Genomic DNA, 15,840 nt, shown 5'->3' with positions numbered 1-15,840 from the left:
ACACCAGCAGACCGGCAGGCCAACAGACCGGCAGACCGGCAGACCGACCGGCAGGCCGGCAGGCCAACAGACCGACCGGCAGGCCGGCAGGGCGCCCCGCGCACCCTGACATCACCCAGTCAGGGGCCTTCCGAGAACCCCCCGGGGGGAACCCCTGACGCGTGCACATCCACGCGTACTCGTGGCTGGGCGAGAAGGAGCTGTTCGACCGGGAGGCCCTCCGCCGCCCACCCGACCGCCCCCGCCCGCCCGTCACGACGGAGGACGAGGAGCACTACCGCACGCTGCTGGAAATGTTCCGCCACTCGGAGCTGCCCCCACTGGAAACATCCCTCTGGCTCCTGAAGTCCCCCACCCTCATCCGCGCCACCTTCGAAGAACCGAAGGAGGCGGCCGCCTGGCTGGGCCGCGAACTCACCGAACACGCCCCCGGCTTCCTCTCCCATCAGGAAGCCGACACCGCCCGCCTGGCCCGCCTGGTCACCACGGCCACCGCCCGCCTCACCCACGGCACGGACGTCTCCTTCGGCTTCTACCTGGGCCGCACGTCGTTCCTCTCCCTGTCCCTGGTCACATGCACCCCCAACCACTGGACCCGGGACCTCCCCTGCCCCCTCACCTGACCCGCAGAAGCGGACGACCCTCATCCGTCCATATCGACGGTGCGGAGTGCGCCGAGAACGCCGTCCTCCGCTGAATGGAACTCGGGGTAGACCTTTTCAGGATCGGTATGCATGCGGTAGTCCCATACGATCCAGAAAATCCCGAGCGTGATAATGGTGAGAAAGAGATGGATCCCAAAGCTGCGATGCAGGTTCTCGTTCACCTCAAGGGTCACGGGATACTTGATCAACCCCAACTTGGCCCAGATCGTGCCTAGTTGGTCATAGAAATCCTGCTCGGTCAGCTGTACTTCCCACCAAAATCGCATTGTGCGGTAGGTGGCATAGAACCCGTAAATCCCGAGCGTGAGGAATGAAAGCGCGAGGGATGTTCCTGCCTTGATCGGCTTGTGTTCGTCCTCGAAGCGCTCCTTCATGAATCGCCACAGGTCGTTGAGGTCATCGCGGGCCGCTCCGTAGTGTTCGTGCTGCTCGGCGAACTGACGGGTGGCGGTGATGACCGCCGCGGTGTAATGGGCCTGACGGTCCCTGAAGAGATCAGCGCGTTTCAAGCGACGATAGAAGATCACTATCGAGTAGATGCCAAGAGTGACCCACCTGAGCAGAAAGTAGTAGAGAGGCCAGCTGACGAACCTCTGGTCGGTGGCGCGCCGCTGGTGTACATAGCGATCGACCTGACGAACGGCGTGGATCTGTTCCATGCTGGATCCAGTCCTCTCATGCTGGAACAGACGCGGTGTTTGCTTCTCCTTCCATCATCGCTCCGGTCCCGTTCATCCGTAAGCGGTTCTGGGGCCGGGGACGCGGAAGCGCGGCGGGCTCTCGGGCCCCGCTCGAGTCACGCCGACGGCCCCGCCGGACGGGGCGTGTCCGGCGGGGCCGTGGTGCCGGTGCGTGCATCTTCGAGGGGCGGCTCAGCTGAAGTTCACGTCACTGCACAGGAAGTACGTCTGGTCCATGTGTGACGCCTGCCAGATCGTGTAGACGACGTGGCGGCCGGTGTAGCCGGAGGTGCTGACGTCGATCGAGTAGTTCTGGCTGGGGGCGTACTTGCCGGTCGTGGCGACCAGTTGCAGATCGCTCCACTTGAGCGGCTGGGTGGTGGGGTCGTAGCCCTGGCGGGACACGTACACCTTGAAGTAGTCCGCACCGTGGCTGGCCTGGTCGTACAGCTTGACGGTGAACTTGCCGCCGATCTTCGTCGTCTGCCAGGCGCCCGGCTTGTCCAGCGAGTTGTAGCGGCCACCCTCGGTGTGGCCACCGCTGCACAGCTGCCCGTCCGGGATCACCGCCGGGAAGTTGCCGGCGGAGCCGTTGCGGTACAGCCCGTTCCAGTTCCACATGGCGTTCGGGTTGTCCTGCCATGCCTGCCAGCACATGGGGTCCAACTGCGCCATCTCGGGGTTCTGGAAGTCGTCTCCCCAGCGCTGCCAGCAGCCGTAGTTGCGGGACGCGGGGTCGACGACGGACCCATGGGCGCTCGCGGTGGTGGACCACGGGATCAGGCACAGCAGCGCCGTGGCCAGCAGGCCGAGGGTGCGAGATGCCCAACGCAAGGAATTGCCGCGTTCATGACAAATCATTCCGCGATCTTCCTCCATCGTCCTAGGGGGAGTGGGAGAGCGGGTGGGAGCGCTCCCAAAATGGGAGTTTCCCCGAGGGGGGAACCCTCGAAACGTAGAGCCGAGGCGCCCACACACCCGAAAGGGAGTCTCAGACAAGACGCACCAAGCACCGACCCCCAGCAGAGACGACAACTCCGCAAAGCTCAGAAGCGGTTGACCGACCAACCCGCCCATCCACCCACCCGACAGCCCGTCAGTGGCACCCGCCCCCACCCGGGGTAGTCGGCACGGCATGGGCAAGATTCTGGTCGGCACGTGTTCATGGACGGACCGCGCTCTGGTGTCCAGCGGCTGGTACCCACCGGGGCTGCGCGACGCGGAGGGGAGACTGCGGCACTACGCCGCCCAGTTCCCGGTGGTGGAGGTCGACGCCACGTACTACTCCCTGCCCAGCGCCCGCAACAGCACCCTGTGGGCCGAGCGCACCCCGGACGGATTCCGCTTCGACGTCAAGGCGTTCTCCCTCCTCACCGGCCACCCGACGACCCCGAACGCCCTGCCTGTCGATCTGCGCGACGCACTGCCCGGACGAAGGGGCGGACGCCCGAGGCCCCCAGACATCGATCCGGGGTTGCTCGACGAAGTGTGGCGGCGTTTCAGCGGAGCGCTCGAGCCACTGAAGAAGGCAGGACGCCTAGGCACCCTGCTCTTCCAATTCCCGCCCTGGTTCGCCCCGGGCGACCCACAGGCAAAGGCGTTCCTCGCCCAATGCGCCCAGCGCACGCAGGGCTGGCCCGTCGCCGTAGAGTTCCGGCACCCCGCCTGGTGGCAGGACGATGAGCGGGCCAAGACCGAGGCGGCGCTGAGGGACTGGGGCATGTCCGCCGTGGCCGTAGACATGACCCAGAAACTGCCCACCTCCATACCCCCGGTCACCCCGGTCACCTCACCCCGTCTCGCGGTGGCCCGCTTCCACGGCCGCAGCGACGCCTGGGGCACGGGCACCAAGGAGGAGCGCTTTCGCCACACCTACGCCACGGAGGAACTGACGGAGTGGATCCCCCGCCTCCACGAAATGGCCGAACAGGCCGACGAGGTCCACGCCCTGTTCAACAACTGCTGCGCCGACGCGGCAGTCCGCGCCGCGGAGTCAATGCGGCATCTGCTCGGGGCACCCGCGTGGAAGGGGTGACCACGTGGCCGCCATCAGGGTTTGGCCTGACACCCTCTTACGGACAAACCCACCGCTGGCGGCTGCGGTGCGGGCCAGGAGCTGGCCGTATTCCCGGGCCTGCACGCCCCGGTACCAGCATTCGGAAGAGCGGCCCCTGTCGGTGAGATCCATGGAACCGGCGCGATTGCCGTCGAGTGCCTCGCGGAATTTCAGGCTCAGCCAGTGTTCCGCTAGCCCGCGCCCCATCCCCTGGCCGACCAGCGCGTAGCCGCGCGCCACGGCATGCAGTACATGCCACGGCGTCAGAGCGATGGACCGGCCGTGGTCGATGGTCGCCGCCACGGAGTCCATGTGCGCGGTCAGTTCTGTCGTCGACCGGACGTGAACGTTCGTCGAGCGGCTGAATGGTTCAGGCGCCCGGCAGAGTTGGTCGACGACGTTCCACTTGATGGTGCCCCCCCACGGCTCGGCCAGTGCAGCCACAAGACAGTTGCATGGCGGTCGCGAGCCGTGTTGGCCTCATGTGCGTTGGTCGTGTTCAGCCACGCCGTCTGCCGAACGCCCCGCGTGGGCCTCCGACGTAGCCAGAGTTGTAACGTTCCGTGGAGCCGTTCGGCTCTCGTTGCCCGTCGTAGCCACCACGGGCAGCAAAGGGGGGACACCGCACGTGTAAGGAGCAGAAAGTCATGGCACGACCAGAGTCCGGTAAGAGGGTCATGGGCTGGGCCGCCGCAGCCACGTTGCTGGCGGCGGGGCCGCTCATGGCGGCGTGCTCGGGCGGCTCGCACTCCTCTTCCGCCTCGCACAGCAGCAGCCCTTCCCCCTCGGCCGACACATCGAACGACTCCAGCGCCCCGTCGGACGACGGCTCCAGCGCACAGGCAGGCGGACAGTCCACCGTGTCCTCGGCGGTCGGCTCCTGGGTCAGCGCGGTCATCGAGAAGGACGCGAAGCAGGCGTGCCTGCTCTCCACGGCGCCGGGCAGCGGCTCGTCCCCGAAGGCCGCCACCCCCCAGATGTGCGACGCGTCGGCGACGCAGAAGATGGCCCCCGGTTTGAAGTCCATGAGCGAGGCGTTCTCGCCGCAGAACGCCTCTGGCAAGCCGACGGTGAAGGTCGACGCGCCCACTCCCAAGGGCGACGAGGCAGTCGTCCCGACGGCCAAGATCACCGTCGATGGAAAGCCCCTGCGGTCGATCATGCTGTCCCGCTCGCACGGTGTGGACCCGAAGTCCTTCAAGGCCAAGGTGGAAGCCAGCAAGGTCAACGGGAAGTGGTACGTCGGCGACTTCGACATGGACAGCGGTAATCAGACACTCCGGCCTCAAGGGCAGTAGCCGAGGCGCGGCGTGATCTCTCGGCCGTCCGGGAGTGCGTTGGCAAGGCGGCGGCGTCAGCGTCGGCGTCGGCGTCGCGGCGCGCGGCGGGAGTGGATGGGTGGGACGCCGCCGACCACCGGCCGCAGACCGAGGCTGTCGGGGGTGTTCCCGGCGGAGACGTCCAGCGGGAGCGGGAATCCGCTGCGGTCGCGGTTTCAGATCATGTTCTCCCTGGTGAGGCGGCAGGAGCGTCTGTCGCAGCACAGGGCAGCGGCGAGACTGAGGAAGCCCAGGTAGTCGCAGGCGTGGAGCCCGGCCAGTAGAGGCTTCGGCCCCCACTGTCGTGGGTGTTGCCACGTGAGACAGCGACCGCGAGAGGCAGTCCGTTCCGATCGGACGGGACATGCACTCCGGAACCAGGCTTGGCCCGGCAAAGCCCGGCAAACGGGGCTCGGACCTGTGTGTTCGCCCACTCCTTCGCCCGCTGCTTCGCCCACTCCCTCGCCCGCACATGGGCCGAATCGAGGACAGCAACAGCCGCGCGAACTCCCACGACCCGCCCGGAACGATCCATCCCCACCGGCTACTCCCCATGCCCACCCTCACCAGCGACCAACCCGCCATGCAGGACATGGCCTTAGGAGGACAAGTGCAACGACCACCGGAACCGGACGACCTTCGCTCGTACACCCGACGGCGCGTCCTGACCGCTACGGTCGGGGTCGGGGCCGCGGCTGCCCTCGGCGGTTGTCGCGCGTCCGCGTCCTCGCCGTCCTCGTCGGACGGCCTCCAGGTCGACTTCGGCAGGACGGCGTTCTTCCCCCTGGTCAAGTCGAAGATCGGGGTGGGCCGTGCCCTCGACTCCGACAAGATCCTGGACAGCCTGCGGTACCTGGACGAGATCCGTCCGGCGCTCTACGACGGAGAACTCCGCTTTCCGGAAACGGACTGGGACTCGATGGAGCCGTACCCCATCGAGGTCGAGGACGGCCAGGTCGAGGTGCGGCGCAACTCCTTTCTCGACAAGGTGCAGAGCGAGCTGCGGCGGCGCCGCATCGAGGCCATGTATCAACTGGAGGGCGCGCCCAAGCAGTGGGAGGACGCCGCGAAGGCCAAGGCGCCGCGGAAGTTCCCGCGCCCGACCGACCTGAAGGCCGCCGCGGACGCGATGGGCCAGTGGACGAAGCTCTATGACGATCATCCGGTCAGCTGGTGCATGTGGAACGAGCCGAGCCACAACCTCACCGGATCTCCCGATCTCGCGTCGATCCGGCAGATGGTCGACATCTATGACGCCTACGCCGGCGCGATCGGGCCCAAGGGGCTGTTCGGGATGGCGAGCTTCGTTCCGGTCGACGCGCACCCCCGCCGGCAGTTGGGCGGCCGGAGCTACCTGGAGACCGCCATCGACGAGCTGCGGAAACGGCGCAAGACCGACCCCGACCTGCCGTTCGACTACCTCACCATGAACAACTACGGCGAGGATCTCTCCGACTTCGTCGACGGCGCACGCAACGCGCTGCGCGGCGACTTCAACACCGTTCCGCTCATTCAGGCCCAGTTCGGGGTGTTCCGCCCCGGTGAGTGGGAGAAGAAGGGTGGGACCGCGCTGGAGGCGGCCCGCTCGATGGCGGCGTTGGAGAAGGCGCTGCGGATACCCGACCTGCAGACGTTCACCTTCAGCGGCTGGCTGCCGCACGTGATCGCCTTCAAGGGCGGCAAGGCGCTCCGCACGCCGTTGTTCAACGCGCTGAAGCTCTACGCGCGCATGCCGGACCGCCGTACCCCGGTGCGCGGTGGGCTGCCCGACGGCGTCGGTGCCATGGCGTCCGGTGACGAGCATCGCGGCTCGGTCCTGGTGTGGAACGAGTCCGGCGAGTCGCGGACCATCCAGCTCGAGCTGGCCGACGTTCCGTCGGCCGACGGCGGGCAGACCGAGCTGAACGTGTATCACATCGATCAGAAGCACGGCAGCCCGCTGGAGCACAGCGGAAGCGACTTCGGCGCCAGCGAGACCGTTCACCTCCGCGGGCGTTCCCGTAAGGTGTCCAAGACCGTGACGGTGGCGGGCCCGGGTCTGGTGTACGTGGAGGTCGGCGCCGCTTCGCAGCATCCCGTCCTGGACCGGGACGGCCTGTCCGCCACCCTGGTCCGGAAGCACACGTACGCCGACCGCGTCACGGGGCCGAAGGGTACGACCGCGGTGCGCGGCAATGCCTACGGCTGCTACGACGCCGTGCGTGCCGTCGCCTATCTGGGCGTCGAGGGGGATGAGGGCACCGCGTTGTGCGGAGCGGAGTACCGCGATCTGCCGCGGACCCTGGACACGGACGTCCGCGCCGAGCTCCCGGACCACCAACCGACCTCGTCGGAGGCGTTGTTCGGCATCCGGGTCGACTACGTACTCGACCACGGCGTCGCGAAGAGCGTGCTCTGGCACGGCGACATCCTCGACAAGCGCCGCACCAAGCCCCTGCCGTGGGGACGGCGCGGTGCGACCGCGGACGAACTGGTCCATGCCCCCGAGCTCGATCGCGCGAGGGTGGGCCACGCCAGGCTTGCCCTCGCTCTGGGCGCCCATGCGCCCTCTGGCTGGGCGCGCTCCGGCGCTCGGGCGATCATCTCGTTCTGGATGGACTCCACCGGTCCCGGCTCCCAGGCGAGGTTCCTGCTCGGCTAGACGCCGTTCTCGCACACAGATCGATTTCGGCGTAGGCCGTGGAAAGGGAAAGCACGTGAAGCAGAACGATCTCGCAGTGTCGCGGCGGTGGCTGGTCGGGGCCTCGGGGGCGGCCCTCCTCGCCGCCGGGTGCTCGAAGAACGAGGGCGGAGGGGATGACAGCGGTGCCTCCAGCGGCGGCTCCAGTGGTGACTCCGGCGGCGGCTCCGGCGGCGGGTCGGCTCCGGACGGGGCGCTCGGCGGCAACTTCAACGAGGACCCCACCGGCTGTGGTTTCACCGAGCTCGAGGGTGTGGAGGCCAGTTGGCTGCGCGGCTTCGTCGCCATCCGTGCCGAGGAGGAGACCGGTGCCATGCAGGACCGGGCCGTCTCCACTCTGCTGAACGCCTCCAAGCACGGTTACGGCACCATTCTGAGCCTCAAGCTCCCGCACAACGGCAAGCCCTTCCCGGACCCGGACAGCTCCGAAATGGCCGACGTGCTGGCCAAGGTCGACAAGGTGCTGGACACCGTCTTGGACAAGGTGAACATCCTCGTCGTCGGCAACGAGCCGTTCATCGAGAGCCGCAAGGAGGACTGGAACGGTCCGCTGGGTGACTTCTACGAGAAGGTCGCCGAGCATGTGCTCGCCTACCGGGCCGAGCACAGCGGTAAGAGCAGCCGTACCCGCATCTACATGGGCGCTCTCAACCACCTCGACGAGCCCGAGTGGCGCGGCAAGGGCGCGGAGCGGTGGATGGAGTTCGCGCGGAAGACCGCCGGGATCGAGGGGGTGGACATCCATCCCCATGTGTCGTCGATGGCGAACGCCAAGAAGTACCTCGACTTCGTGGTGCCGCGGCTGGGGCACGGGCAGAAGTTCCTGGTCACCGAGTTCTCCCTGGTGCAGCTGTGGCGGCAGCACCTGAGTGACCCGATTCCGCGTCAGTTCGCCGAGCGTTACAGGATGAGCCCCGACACCAAGGTGTGGCAGGCGATCAAGCAGGCGATCGACCACCCGTGGCCGCAGCGCCAGTGGCAGGACCTGCTCGCCATGAGCCCGTGGTACGCGAGCCACAAGCACTGGCTGAGGAACCAGGTCAAGCAGTTCCGCGACACCGGCAAGCTCGCCGTGGCCACCTACGGCGTGGTCCAGGGAGCCGCCATGACCAAGGGCTTCGGCCCGAAGAAGAGCCCCTGGCTGCTGAACAGCCTGTACGCGAGCCGCACCGCACGACCCGAGGGCGAGTCGTCGACGCCCGCCCAGAGCCTCGGCTGGTACGACGACTTCCGGGCCCTCCAGCGCAAGCAGGACAAACTGCCGGTGAACACCGGCAGCGTCCCCACCTGACCGAGGCGACGGCCCCTGCGGCCGGAGGCCAGCCCTTCCGCCCGGCCTGCTGGGATGGGGCGTGCCGTTCCGTTTCCGACTCCCTGCGGGTCGTGGCACGCGCCCGGTTGCGCATACGCGAGGACCCCGCATCCAGCATCGTGGCTGGTAGCGGGGTCTTTCGGCACCTTCGCCGAGGTGCTCTCGGCGAAGCGCCCAGCACAGGGGACGAACCGAACCATCGATGCGCGGTGGGCTGGTAATCCAGACGACCGTGCCGGTGCCGGTGACGCGAACGCGCGCGTAACCGATCGGCGCTCCGACCGCATGGGGAGCCGCCCCTGACGGCTTCCGTGCCGCCACCCGGCGGCTCGGCCGTGGGGGCAACCCCCTCACCTATTGGTGTGGTCCTGGATACAGTGGGTAGTCACAGCGTGCTCGACCACCTCGACCGGAGGCAGACATGGCCCGTGCCTGGGAGGCTGACCCGTCCGCGTTATTCGAGCGTCGGCTGGGGAAGTCGGCCGAAGAGCTCGGGAACTCCGATGGCAATGACGAGTGTCCGGACATCTGGCAGCTCGACAACGGTGATGTGGCTGTGATCGGCCGGGATCTGACAGCCGTCTACGGCCCCCGCCTGCCGCAGGGCGTGAACATTGCTTCGGATGAGCGGCTGGTCGTCATCCCAGGGAACATGCTCAGCGCGGCAAAGAAGGACATCCCCGATGCTTGACCTCCTCGCCCCCGTTCTCGATCCCGAGCAGGGCGATCGGCTCACCCGCACCGCCTACAAGCAGGACTTCCGGCAACGGGAGGACGCGGTCCGTGACGGGAGTTCCTGGAAGCTGGAGCGCCGACAGCACTTCGAGGAGCAGGGCAGTCCGAGCCGGGACGCCCTGCGTCGGGGTGACTGGGAGGAGGCGCTTCGGCTCCTCGCCGACCGGCGCGACAGCTTGGCCGCGACCGCTCAGGAGGACGAGCGCAGAGGGTATGCCTTTCACCGTGTGCGGGTGGTCGAGAGGCCACTGACGCCGTATGTGCAGTGGGAACTCCACTCCCAGCGGCAGCGTGCGGAGTACGGGCAGCGGATCAGGGTCGTCCCCGCCGCGCAGGTGGCAGCCTCGGAGGACACCGGCCCGCTTCCGGAAGTGGTTGTGCTGGGCGGCCGCACCCTCTTCCAAGTCCTGTACACCGAAGCAGGAGTTGCGAACGGCGCGATCCGCTACACCGACCGTGACCTCGTCGAGCGCTGGGAGAACTACATCAAGGCGCTCTACGCGGTAGGTGAAGAGGTGATCTCTTACTTCGACCGCGAGGTGGCGCACCTTGATCCGCCGACGCTGAGCGCGGGAAGGGAGTAGGCCGATCACATCGCCAGGCGGACAGGACGAGCGCTTCGGCAGCACCCACTCCGAGCTGTCGGGATCCTCACGTGACGTCGTCCAGGCGAGGAGTGTGCACGGAGGCATCCACTTCCACGCGCAGGGCACACCGGACCCGGGGAGCTCTTCCAGCCCTGTCCCACGCCAGTTACCGGCCGACGTGGGCGGATTCGTCAACCGAACCGATGAGCTTGGCCAGTTGAATGCCGTCCTCACCAGCGAGGACGGCGATCCGCTCGTCGTCTCGGTATACGTGATCGCCGGCACCGCCGGCGCCGGAAAGACATCGCTGGCACTGCGCTGGGCACACCAGGTCCGGGAGCGTTTCCCGGATGGTCAGCTGTACGCCAACCTGCGCGGCTACGACCCCGGAGAGCCGGTCGCGGCACGCGAGGCCCTGCACCGCCTGCTGACCTCGCTCGGTGTCCTGGCCGAAGCCGTACCGCAGGATCTCGACGCGGCCGCCGCGCTATACCGCTCGCTGCTGGCCGACCGCCGGGTACTGGTTGTCCTGGACAACGCGGCCACCGTCGGCCAGGTCAGGCCGTTGCTGCCGGGGAGCGCGCACAGCCTGGTGCTGGTCACCAGCCGTAGCCGTCTGTCCGGCCTCGCCGTCCGGGATGGGGCCCGCCGGCTCACGCTTGGCGTGCTGCCAGAGCCGGAGGCGGTTGCCCTGCTGCGCGTCGTCACCGCGGGATACCGGCCGGTCGATGACGAACGGCAGCTCGCCGAATTGGCCCGGCTGTGCGCACGGCTTCCGCTCGCTCTGCGTATAGCCGCGGAACGCGCCGCCAGCCACCCCCACCTACGGCTGGACGACCTGATCGCCGAACTACGCGACGAATCGGCCCTCTGGGACGCCCTGAGCACTGGCGACGACGAGGAAGCCGAAGCCGTCCGCACCGTCTTCGCCTGGTCCTATCGCGCCCTGTCCGAACAGGCCGCCCGCCTGTTCCGCCTGCTGGGTCTACACCCCGGACCCGAGTTCGGGCTGCGGGCCGCGGCGGCCCTTGCAGGGTCGACCAGCATCAGTCGGTCCCGGCAACTGCTGGACTCTCTGGTCGGCGCACACCTCCTGGAACAGACCGCCCCGGACCGCTACCAGTTCCATGACCTTCTGCGTGCCTACGCTATCGACCAGGCCCAGCACGAGGAGCCGCCGGTCGAGCGGGAGGCAGCGCTGCGACGCGTGCTGGAGTGGTACCTGCACACCGCCGATGCCGCGCAGGGCTGGATCAACCCCGCCGAGGACCGTGTGCCCCTCACGCCTGCCCCGGATGACGTCAGACCACTGACGTTCTCCGATTACGACGCTGCCGTGGACTGGGCCGAGCGGGAGCACGCCAACCTCCTCCAGTCCGTCCGTACGGCGGCCGACGCCGGACAGGACCGACTGGCGTGGCAGCTGTCCACAGTCTTGTGGAACGCCCAGTTCCCCTCCGCCTCGGGCACAAGCTGGCCGGCCGTGGGCCGCATCGGCCTGGAGGCGGCCGAACGGCTGGGGGAACGCGCCGCGCAAGGCGCACTCCACACCTACCTCGGAATGGCCTACACCCGCCTCAACCGCCAGACCGAAAGCCTCGAATCCCACGAGAACGCGCTGACGATCCGGCGTGACCTGGGAGACCGCCTGGGCGAAGCACGCTCACTCAACCTGATCGGGCTGAACCACCTCCGCGGCAGACGGCTCGACACCGCTGCCCGCTACTTCGAGCAAGCCATCTCCGCCTTCCAAGAGCAGGACGCCGCCCACTGGGCCGCCACTGCGCTGTCCAACCTCGCGACCACCCACTACCGCGCCGGGCGGCTTCCGGAGGCGGCGACCGTCATCGACCAAGCCCTGGCAGCGCACCGGACCCTCGGCGATCAGCGCGGCGAGGGCAACATCCTGCGCGTGCTGAGCGACGTCCAGCGTGAGCGGGGCGATGTCGAGGCATCCCTGGCCTCGGCCCAGGCCGCCCTCGACATCGCCTTCAGCCTCCGTAACCTGCGCCTGGAGGGCTTCTGGCTGCTGACCCTCGGTGATGCTCAGCAGGCGAAGGGCCAGTACGCCGAGGCCCTGGCCTCCTACCAGCGGTCCGCCACACTCCACCGACGCCTCGCCGACCGCAGCCGAGAGGCGCTGGCCTGGCAGGGGGTTGGTGAGGTGTACCGCCGACTCGGGCGTCATGCCGAGGCGGCCGACTTCCACCGCCAGGCTGCCTCGACGCACCGCGATCTCGGTGATGAGTGGCACCAGGCCCTGGCCCTCGATGGCCTGGCCTTGGCCGTACTCGGCGAAAGCCCGGAGGAGGCCCGTCAGCACTGGGCGGAGGCGCTGAGGCTCCTCGCCGCTTTCGATGACCCTCGCGCGGTAGCAGTGCGCGAGGGCATCGAACGTCGGCTAGCAGAAACAAGCTGAAGCAGGGGCTGAACTGTTTGGGCCGGTGTCCGGTGGCGCTGATCAGCCGAACACACCGCATGGCGGTGTGTTCCACAGCCAGGTCAGCTGTGGGTGCTGGCCACACTCGCAGCAGGGGACAGCTGGACGACGGCGGGGTGGTCGCTCCCGTAGAGCTGGACGCACACCACATGCTCGAGCCTGCCATGTGAATCGCTGCCGATGCCTGCCCGTCCAAGGCGAGGTCGGTCATGGCTCGGGGCGGCTCCCAGCCGCGTAAAGGCGCTACGTACATCAGCAGAGGAGCACGGGCCCGGCTCCTTGGCCCTCGCCCTTGACGCATACAAGCCGTCGAGGCTGATTAGCGCCCTTTCCAGACTCTGCCCCCCAATTCACCCTGAAGGCAGGGAGACGACACGGACTGTGCCGAGGGGGCCGCCATGTCCGGACCGCTGTACGTTTCCGTCCTGCCAACCCGCCCACATGCGGTGGAAGCGTACCGTGGACTGCGGCCGGACATACAGGCCAGGGTCGTCCCGCTGTGGACCCTGCCGCCCCGTCCCGGAATGCTGCCAGACCTGCTGTCCGGAGAGCTTCGCAAGGACGCACGCCGGGTCGCCGCCGCGCACCGCCATCGGCCTGCGTGGCTGGACGCGCCGTTCGCTGACGAGAGCGAGGCCGCTGTCCTAGCCGAAACCCTGCCGCCCGAGTGGTGGGCCCTGCGAAACCTGCGCCCGGTGACCGGCCCGTGTCGGCCCGTTGCTCAGCAGTCTCTGGCCCTTGCGGCGGCCGAGCAGCATGGCGGCGGTCTGGGTATACGCATGCAGGTTCCGGGTGAGTGGCACGACCGGGATGTCCCACGGCTCGGCGAACTGCTCGACCGGGCCTGTCCCATTGGACCAGTCGACCTGTTCCTCGATCTGGGCGCCGTACTACCCTCCCGCCGGGACGCCGCCAAAGAGGCTCTGCGCGCCCTCGACGCGCTGGTCCCGCTCGCCACCTGGCGGACGGTGGCCGTCGCGGCAGGCGGCTTCCCAGGCCGGCCTGAGGGCTTCCTGGAGAGCGGCTGGTACGAGGCCCCGCGACCGGACTGGGATACGTGGCACGAGATCCACCAAAGCGGGCGCTCCTACCTTTCCCAATTGCACTACGGCGACTACGGCATACTCCCCACCGGATACGCCGCCCAGACCCCGGTCTCGGGCAACGGCGGACCGGAGTGGGGCGTCCTCCGTTACACCACCACCCGTTCTTACTTTCTGGCCAAGGTGCTGCAGCGTGGCGAGCACCGTGACGCGATCAACCGCGACGCCGCCCGGCGCCTCACCCGCCTCTCGGACTTCCGCGGCCCGTCGGCCGGAACAGGGGAGGGCTGGCTGCGCGACTGTGCCCAGGGATCCGTCACCACCGGCAACCACTCTGTTTGGAACCGGATGGGGAACATTCAGCACATGACGTTTGTCGTCAGTTGTCTCGCAGGGCACCATCGTTGACTTGCGTCTTCGATGGAAGGCATCCCGCACTCAGCGTGACAGAAGGTACAGAGTTTGCTGTGGCAAGCCTTGTCTGCGGTGAAACTGCTTGCTAGGCCAGGCGTCGTCATGGTGGTGGTTCCAGCCTGGTGGGTGGCCCTCCTGCTCACCTGGAGATCACCTGCATCACGGCTAGGATCTATCTGGTGTCGATGAGGGAACGCAATGTGGCGGGGTGCATAGAACGCCCCGAGTTGTTGCCGGACTGCGACGTACCGGCCTCTCGCAGAAAACCCGACGAGGTGATCGAGACTTCCCTGGTTCGCCTTGCCGACGAGACGCAGGCCGACGATTGGCGGACCGGCGGCCTGCGGGCCTGTCAGATTCGCGGCGGGGCAGCGCTGGCAGCAGCCTCGTTCATGGTCCAGACACCGGGCCCATTCCACGAGGGCCTGCAGCGCATCGCCCCAGAGTTGAGGGCTGACGCTTACCGCCCCTCGTATACCTATGCCGAGTACACCGTCGGGCTCTGCTACGTAGCAGGCACCAAGGGGCTGCCTCCGGAACTGCGCCTCCGTGCCGCCGACACACTCGTGGCCCGCGCCAATGAAGCGGGCTACGCGGAAGCACGGAACCTGCTGCCCAGAAGCGGCTGGGGCTTGCTGACACATGCGGTGCGCGAAGGCTGGGCTGTCTGGACTGCGCAGCTCTTTGCCGAAGACGAGACAGTCCCGCTCAGGACACGGCTGAAAGTCGGCCTCGCCCTCGTTGGGCACGACCGTCCGGCCGGGTACGCACCCGAAGCTGTGGAGAAGCTTGTGGCTCACCCGGACGCCGCGAGCGCGGACCGTCTTGCTCTGGCGATGGCCGTGGCCCAGCGTGCCCCCAAGGGCAGTGTGGGTCTGCTTTGCCGTCTCGCGTCAGATCCGCTGGTCCAGCCCAGCCACCGGATGCAGGCGATCGAATTGCTGGACGAGGTCGACGCGGCCAAGTCTCAGGAGATGCGTGCCTTGCAGACACGTCTTCCGACTGTGCGGGTGGCCCGTGACCGGCACCGAGAGGCGGCCGAGCGGGTGGAACACGAGGTAGCGGCCCAGCGGGCGCGAGAGACCCCCGAGGCCGTTCTGGAGCGGCTTGACTCCGAGATCCAGGGAATCCTGGATGGCCTTGGTGGTCGCGGTTCGGCGGACTGGATGGCCACTGATCTGGACAACCACCTTGCAGAGACCGACTGGGCCGCTGTGGCAGAAGACGTGGCTGAGATCTGCGGCCTGGTACGGGACGAGGACGTTGAGTCTGCCCTCCGGTCTCTGGAGGTTCTGACCCGGATCAGGTACGGAGACGATTCGACCCTGCCGCCGGATGGATCCGACCCCGTCACACCGGACGACGACGACTTCCCTCGGCTGACTCGGCAGGAGCTTGCCGAGCACGCGCGTGACCAGGCCCATCGTTCCTGGACGTTCTGGGGAGGACTTGTCGAGAGACACGGCTGGGACAACGATCGGATTCATGAAGTCGACGACCAGTGGCACGAGGTCAACCGGCACGTGAGCGGTGTGATCCTTCAGAAGGCGGCCGATCATCTCCGAAACCTTAAAAAGTGCCTGGTTTGGGAGATCTGGCCCGCTTTGGTGAAGGCTGCGAGGGAGAGGAATTACGGCTCTGCCTGGGTTCATCTGGCGACCGCGCGCCTTCTCGCAGACGAGGCCGAGCATGCTGAGGCCCTGTGGAAGGAGACCACCGCGGAGGATTACTCCTTCGACCCGCTGACTATGTCCTGGCCTCGCGACGTCTGGTTGGTGCTGGAGGAGTGGAGACGAGGGTGAATCCCCAGCACATGGGGGCGAGTGGCAACATGAGGCAGTGTTCGGCCAGGTGACGATCCATACAGCTATTCGGCTGGACCGTGGAAAAGTCAGAAAGCGGGGGCGTC

At 67.7% G+C, this 15,840-nt stretch carries 13 protein-coding genes and 1 pseudogene; 10 read left to right on the top strand and 4 right to left on the bottom strand.

Annotation, left to right across the window (positions count from 1 at the left end):
- Positions 1-161: 161 nt before the first annotated feature.
- The gene (locus ACZ6TD_RS17215) at positions 162-623 is read left to right on the top strand and encodes a hypothetical protein (protein WP_471354926.1); all 462 of its coding nucleotides are present in this window, start codon (positions 162-164) and stop codon (positions 621-623) included.
- Positions 624-643: 20 nt separating this feature from the next.
- On the opposite strand, the gene ACZ6TD_RS17210 is transcribed toward ACZ6TD_RS17215, so the two are convergent.
- Both ACZ6TD_RS17210 and ACZ6TD_RS17205 read right to left on the bottom strand, forming a co-directional pair.
- Positions 644-1,324, bottom strand: coding sequence for a hypothetical protein (locus tag ACZ6TD_RS17210; protein WP_471354925.1), 681 nt, complete (start codon positions 1,322-1,324; stop codon positions 644-646).
- Between the two features lie 213 nt (positions 1,325-1,537).
- Entirely contained in the window at positions 1,538-2,206 is a 669-nt protein-coding gene (locus tag ACZ6TD_RS17205) for a lytic polysaccharide monooxygenase auxiliary activity family 9 protein (protein WP_471354923.1), read from the bottom strand.
- Between the two features lie 274 nt (positions 2,207-2,480).
- Here ACZ6TD_RS17205 and ACZ6TD_RS17200 point away from each other — a divergent pair, with 274 nt between their 5' ends.
- Positions 2,481-3,380 carry a DUF72 domain-containing protein gene (locus ACZ6TD_RS17200; protein WP_471354921.1) on the top strand — a complete coding sequence of 300 codons (900 nt, stop codon included), beginning with the start codon at positions 2,481-2,483 and terminating at the stop codon, positions 3,378-3,380.
- Here ACZ6TD_RS17200 and ACZ6TD_RS17195 read toward each other — a convergent pair.
- The gene (locus ACZ6TD_RS17195; protein ID WP_471354919.1) at positions 3,339-3,845 is read right to left on the bottom strand and encodes a hypothetical protein; all 507 of its coding nucleotides are present in this window, start codon (positions 3,843-3,845) and stop codon (positions 3,339-3,341) included. The two genes, ACZ6TD_RS17200 and ACZ6TD_RS17195, sit on opposite strands and share 42 nt — an antisense overlap.
- 203 nt (positions 3,846-4,048) lie before the next feature.
- On the opposite strand from ACZ6TD_RS17195, the gene ACZ6TD_RS17190 reads away from it, so the two are divergent.
- A complete protein-coding gene (locus ACZ6TD_RS17190; RefSeq protein ID WP_471354917.1) occupies positions 4,049-4,699 on the top strand; it encodes a hypothetical protein in 651 nt (216 codons plus the stop codon).
- A 319-nt stretch (positions 4,700-5,018) separates the two neighbouring features.
- Here the strand turns inward: ACZ6TD_RS17190 and ACZ6TD_RS17185 are convergent.
- Positions 5,019-5,151: pseudogene (locus tag ACZ6TD_RS17185) on the bottom strand (IS5/IS1182 family transposase); the annotation flags it as partial.
- Positions 5,152-5,330: 179 nt separating this feature from the next.
- On the opposite strand from ACZ6TD_RS17185, the gene ACZ6TD_RS17180 reads away from it, so the two are divergent.
- The 7 genes from ACZ6TD_RS17180 to ACZ6TD_RS17150 all read left to right on the top strand — a co-directional run bounded on the left by ACZ6TD_RS17180 (position 5,331) and on the right by ACZ6TD_RS17150 (position 15,733).
- Complete coding sequence (locus ACZ6TD_RS17180; RefSeq protein WP_471354916.1) at positions 5,331-7,361, top strand: hypothetical protein; 2,031 nt, start codon at positions 5,331-5,333, stop codon at positions 7,359-7,361.
- 55 nt (positions 7,362-7,416) lie between these two features.
- Positions 7,417-8,691 (top strand): hypothetical protein, encoded by a 1,275-nt coding sequence (locus tag ACZ6TD_RS17175; RefSeq protein ID WP_471354914.1) that lies wholly within the window; start codon positions 7,417-7,419, stop codon positions 8,689-8,691.
- Positions 8,692-9,133: 442 nt separating this feature from the next.
- On the top strand, positions 9,134-9,403 hold the full coding sequence (locus ACZ6TD_RS17170; protein ID WP_413807170.1) for a hypothetical protein: 270 nt from the start codon (positions 9,134-9,136) through the stop codon (positions 9,401-9,403).
- On the top strand, positions 9,396-10,031 hold the full coding sequence (locus ACZ6TD_RS17165) for a DUF6879 family protein (RefSeq protein WP_471354911.1): 636 nt from the start codon (positions 9,396-9,398) through the stop codon (positions 10,029-10,031). Before ACZ6TD_RS17170 ends, ACZ6TD_RS17165 begins: the two co-directional genes overlap by 8 nt.
- A 94-nt stretch (positions 10,032-10,125) precedes the next feature.
- On the top strand, positions 10,126-12,453 hold the full coding sequence (locus ACZ6TD_RS17160; protein WP_471354909.1) for an ATP-binding protein: 2,328 nt from the start codon (positions 10,126-10,128) through the stop codon (positions 12,451-12,453).
- Positions 12,454-12,872: 419 nt separating this feature from the next.
- The gene (locus ACZ6TD_RS17155) at positions 12,873-13,925 is read left to right on the top strand and encodes a beta family protein (protein ID WP_471354907.1); all 1,053 of its coding nucleotides are present in this window, start codon (positions 12,873-12,875) and stop codon (positions 13,923-13,925) included.
- Positions 13,926-14,110: 185 nt separating this feature from the next.
- Positions 14,111-15,733 carry a hypothetical protein gene (locus ACZ6TD_RS17150; RefSeq protein WP_471354905.1) on the top strand — a complete coding sequence of 541 codons (1,623 nt, stop codon included), beginning with the start codon at positions 14,111-14,113 and terminating at the stop codon, positions 15,731-15,733.
- The last annotated feature ends 107 nt before the right edge of the window (positions 15,734-15,840 follow it).

Source organism: Streptomyces yongxingensis, assembly GCF_055597465.1.
The sequence above is the reverse complement of the archived record's forward strand: the minus strand, read 5'-3'. Positions and strand labels throughout refer to the sequence as shown.

Bases quoted from the DNA above. Each gene is read 5' to 3' on its own strand.
- ACZ6TD_RS17210 (WP_471354925.1), bottom strand. From the start codon at position 1,324: ATGGAACAGATCCACGCCGTTCGTCAGGTCGATCGCTATGTACACCAG.
- ACZ6TD_RS17205 (WP_471354923.1), bottom strand. From the start codon at position 2,206: ATGATTTGTCATGAACGCGGCAATTCCTTGCGTTGGGCATCTCGCACC.
- ACZ6TD_RS17200 (WP_471354921.1), top strand. From the start codon at position 2,481: ATGGGCAAGATTCTGGTCGGCACGTGTTCATGGACGGACCGCGCTCTG.
- ACZ6TD_RS17190 (WP_471354917.1), top strand. From the start codon at position 4,049: ATGGCACGACCAGAGTCCGGTAAGAGGGTCATGGGCTGGGCCGCCGCA.
- ACZ6TD_RS17170 (WP_413807170.1), top strand. From the start codon at position 9,134: ATGGCCCGTGCCTGGGAGGCTGACCCGTCCGCGTTATTCGAGCGTCGG.
- ACZ6TD_RS17165 (WP_471354911.1), top strand. From the start codon at position 9,396: ATGCTTGACCTCCTCGCCCCCGTTCTCGATCCCGAGCAGGGCGATCGG.
- ACZ6TD_RS17155 (WP_471354907.1), top strand. From the start codon at position 12,873: ATGTCCGGACCGCTGTACGTTTCCGTCCTGCCAACCCGCCCACATGCG.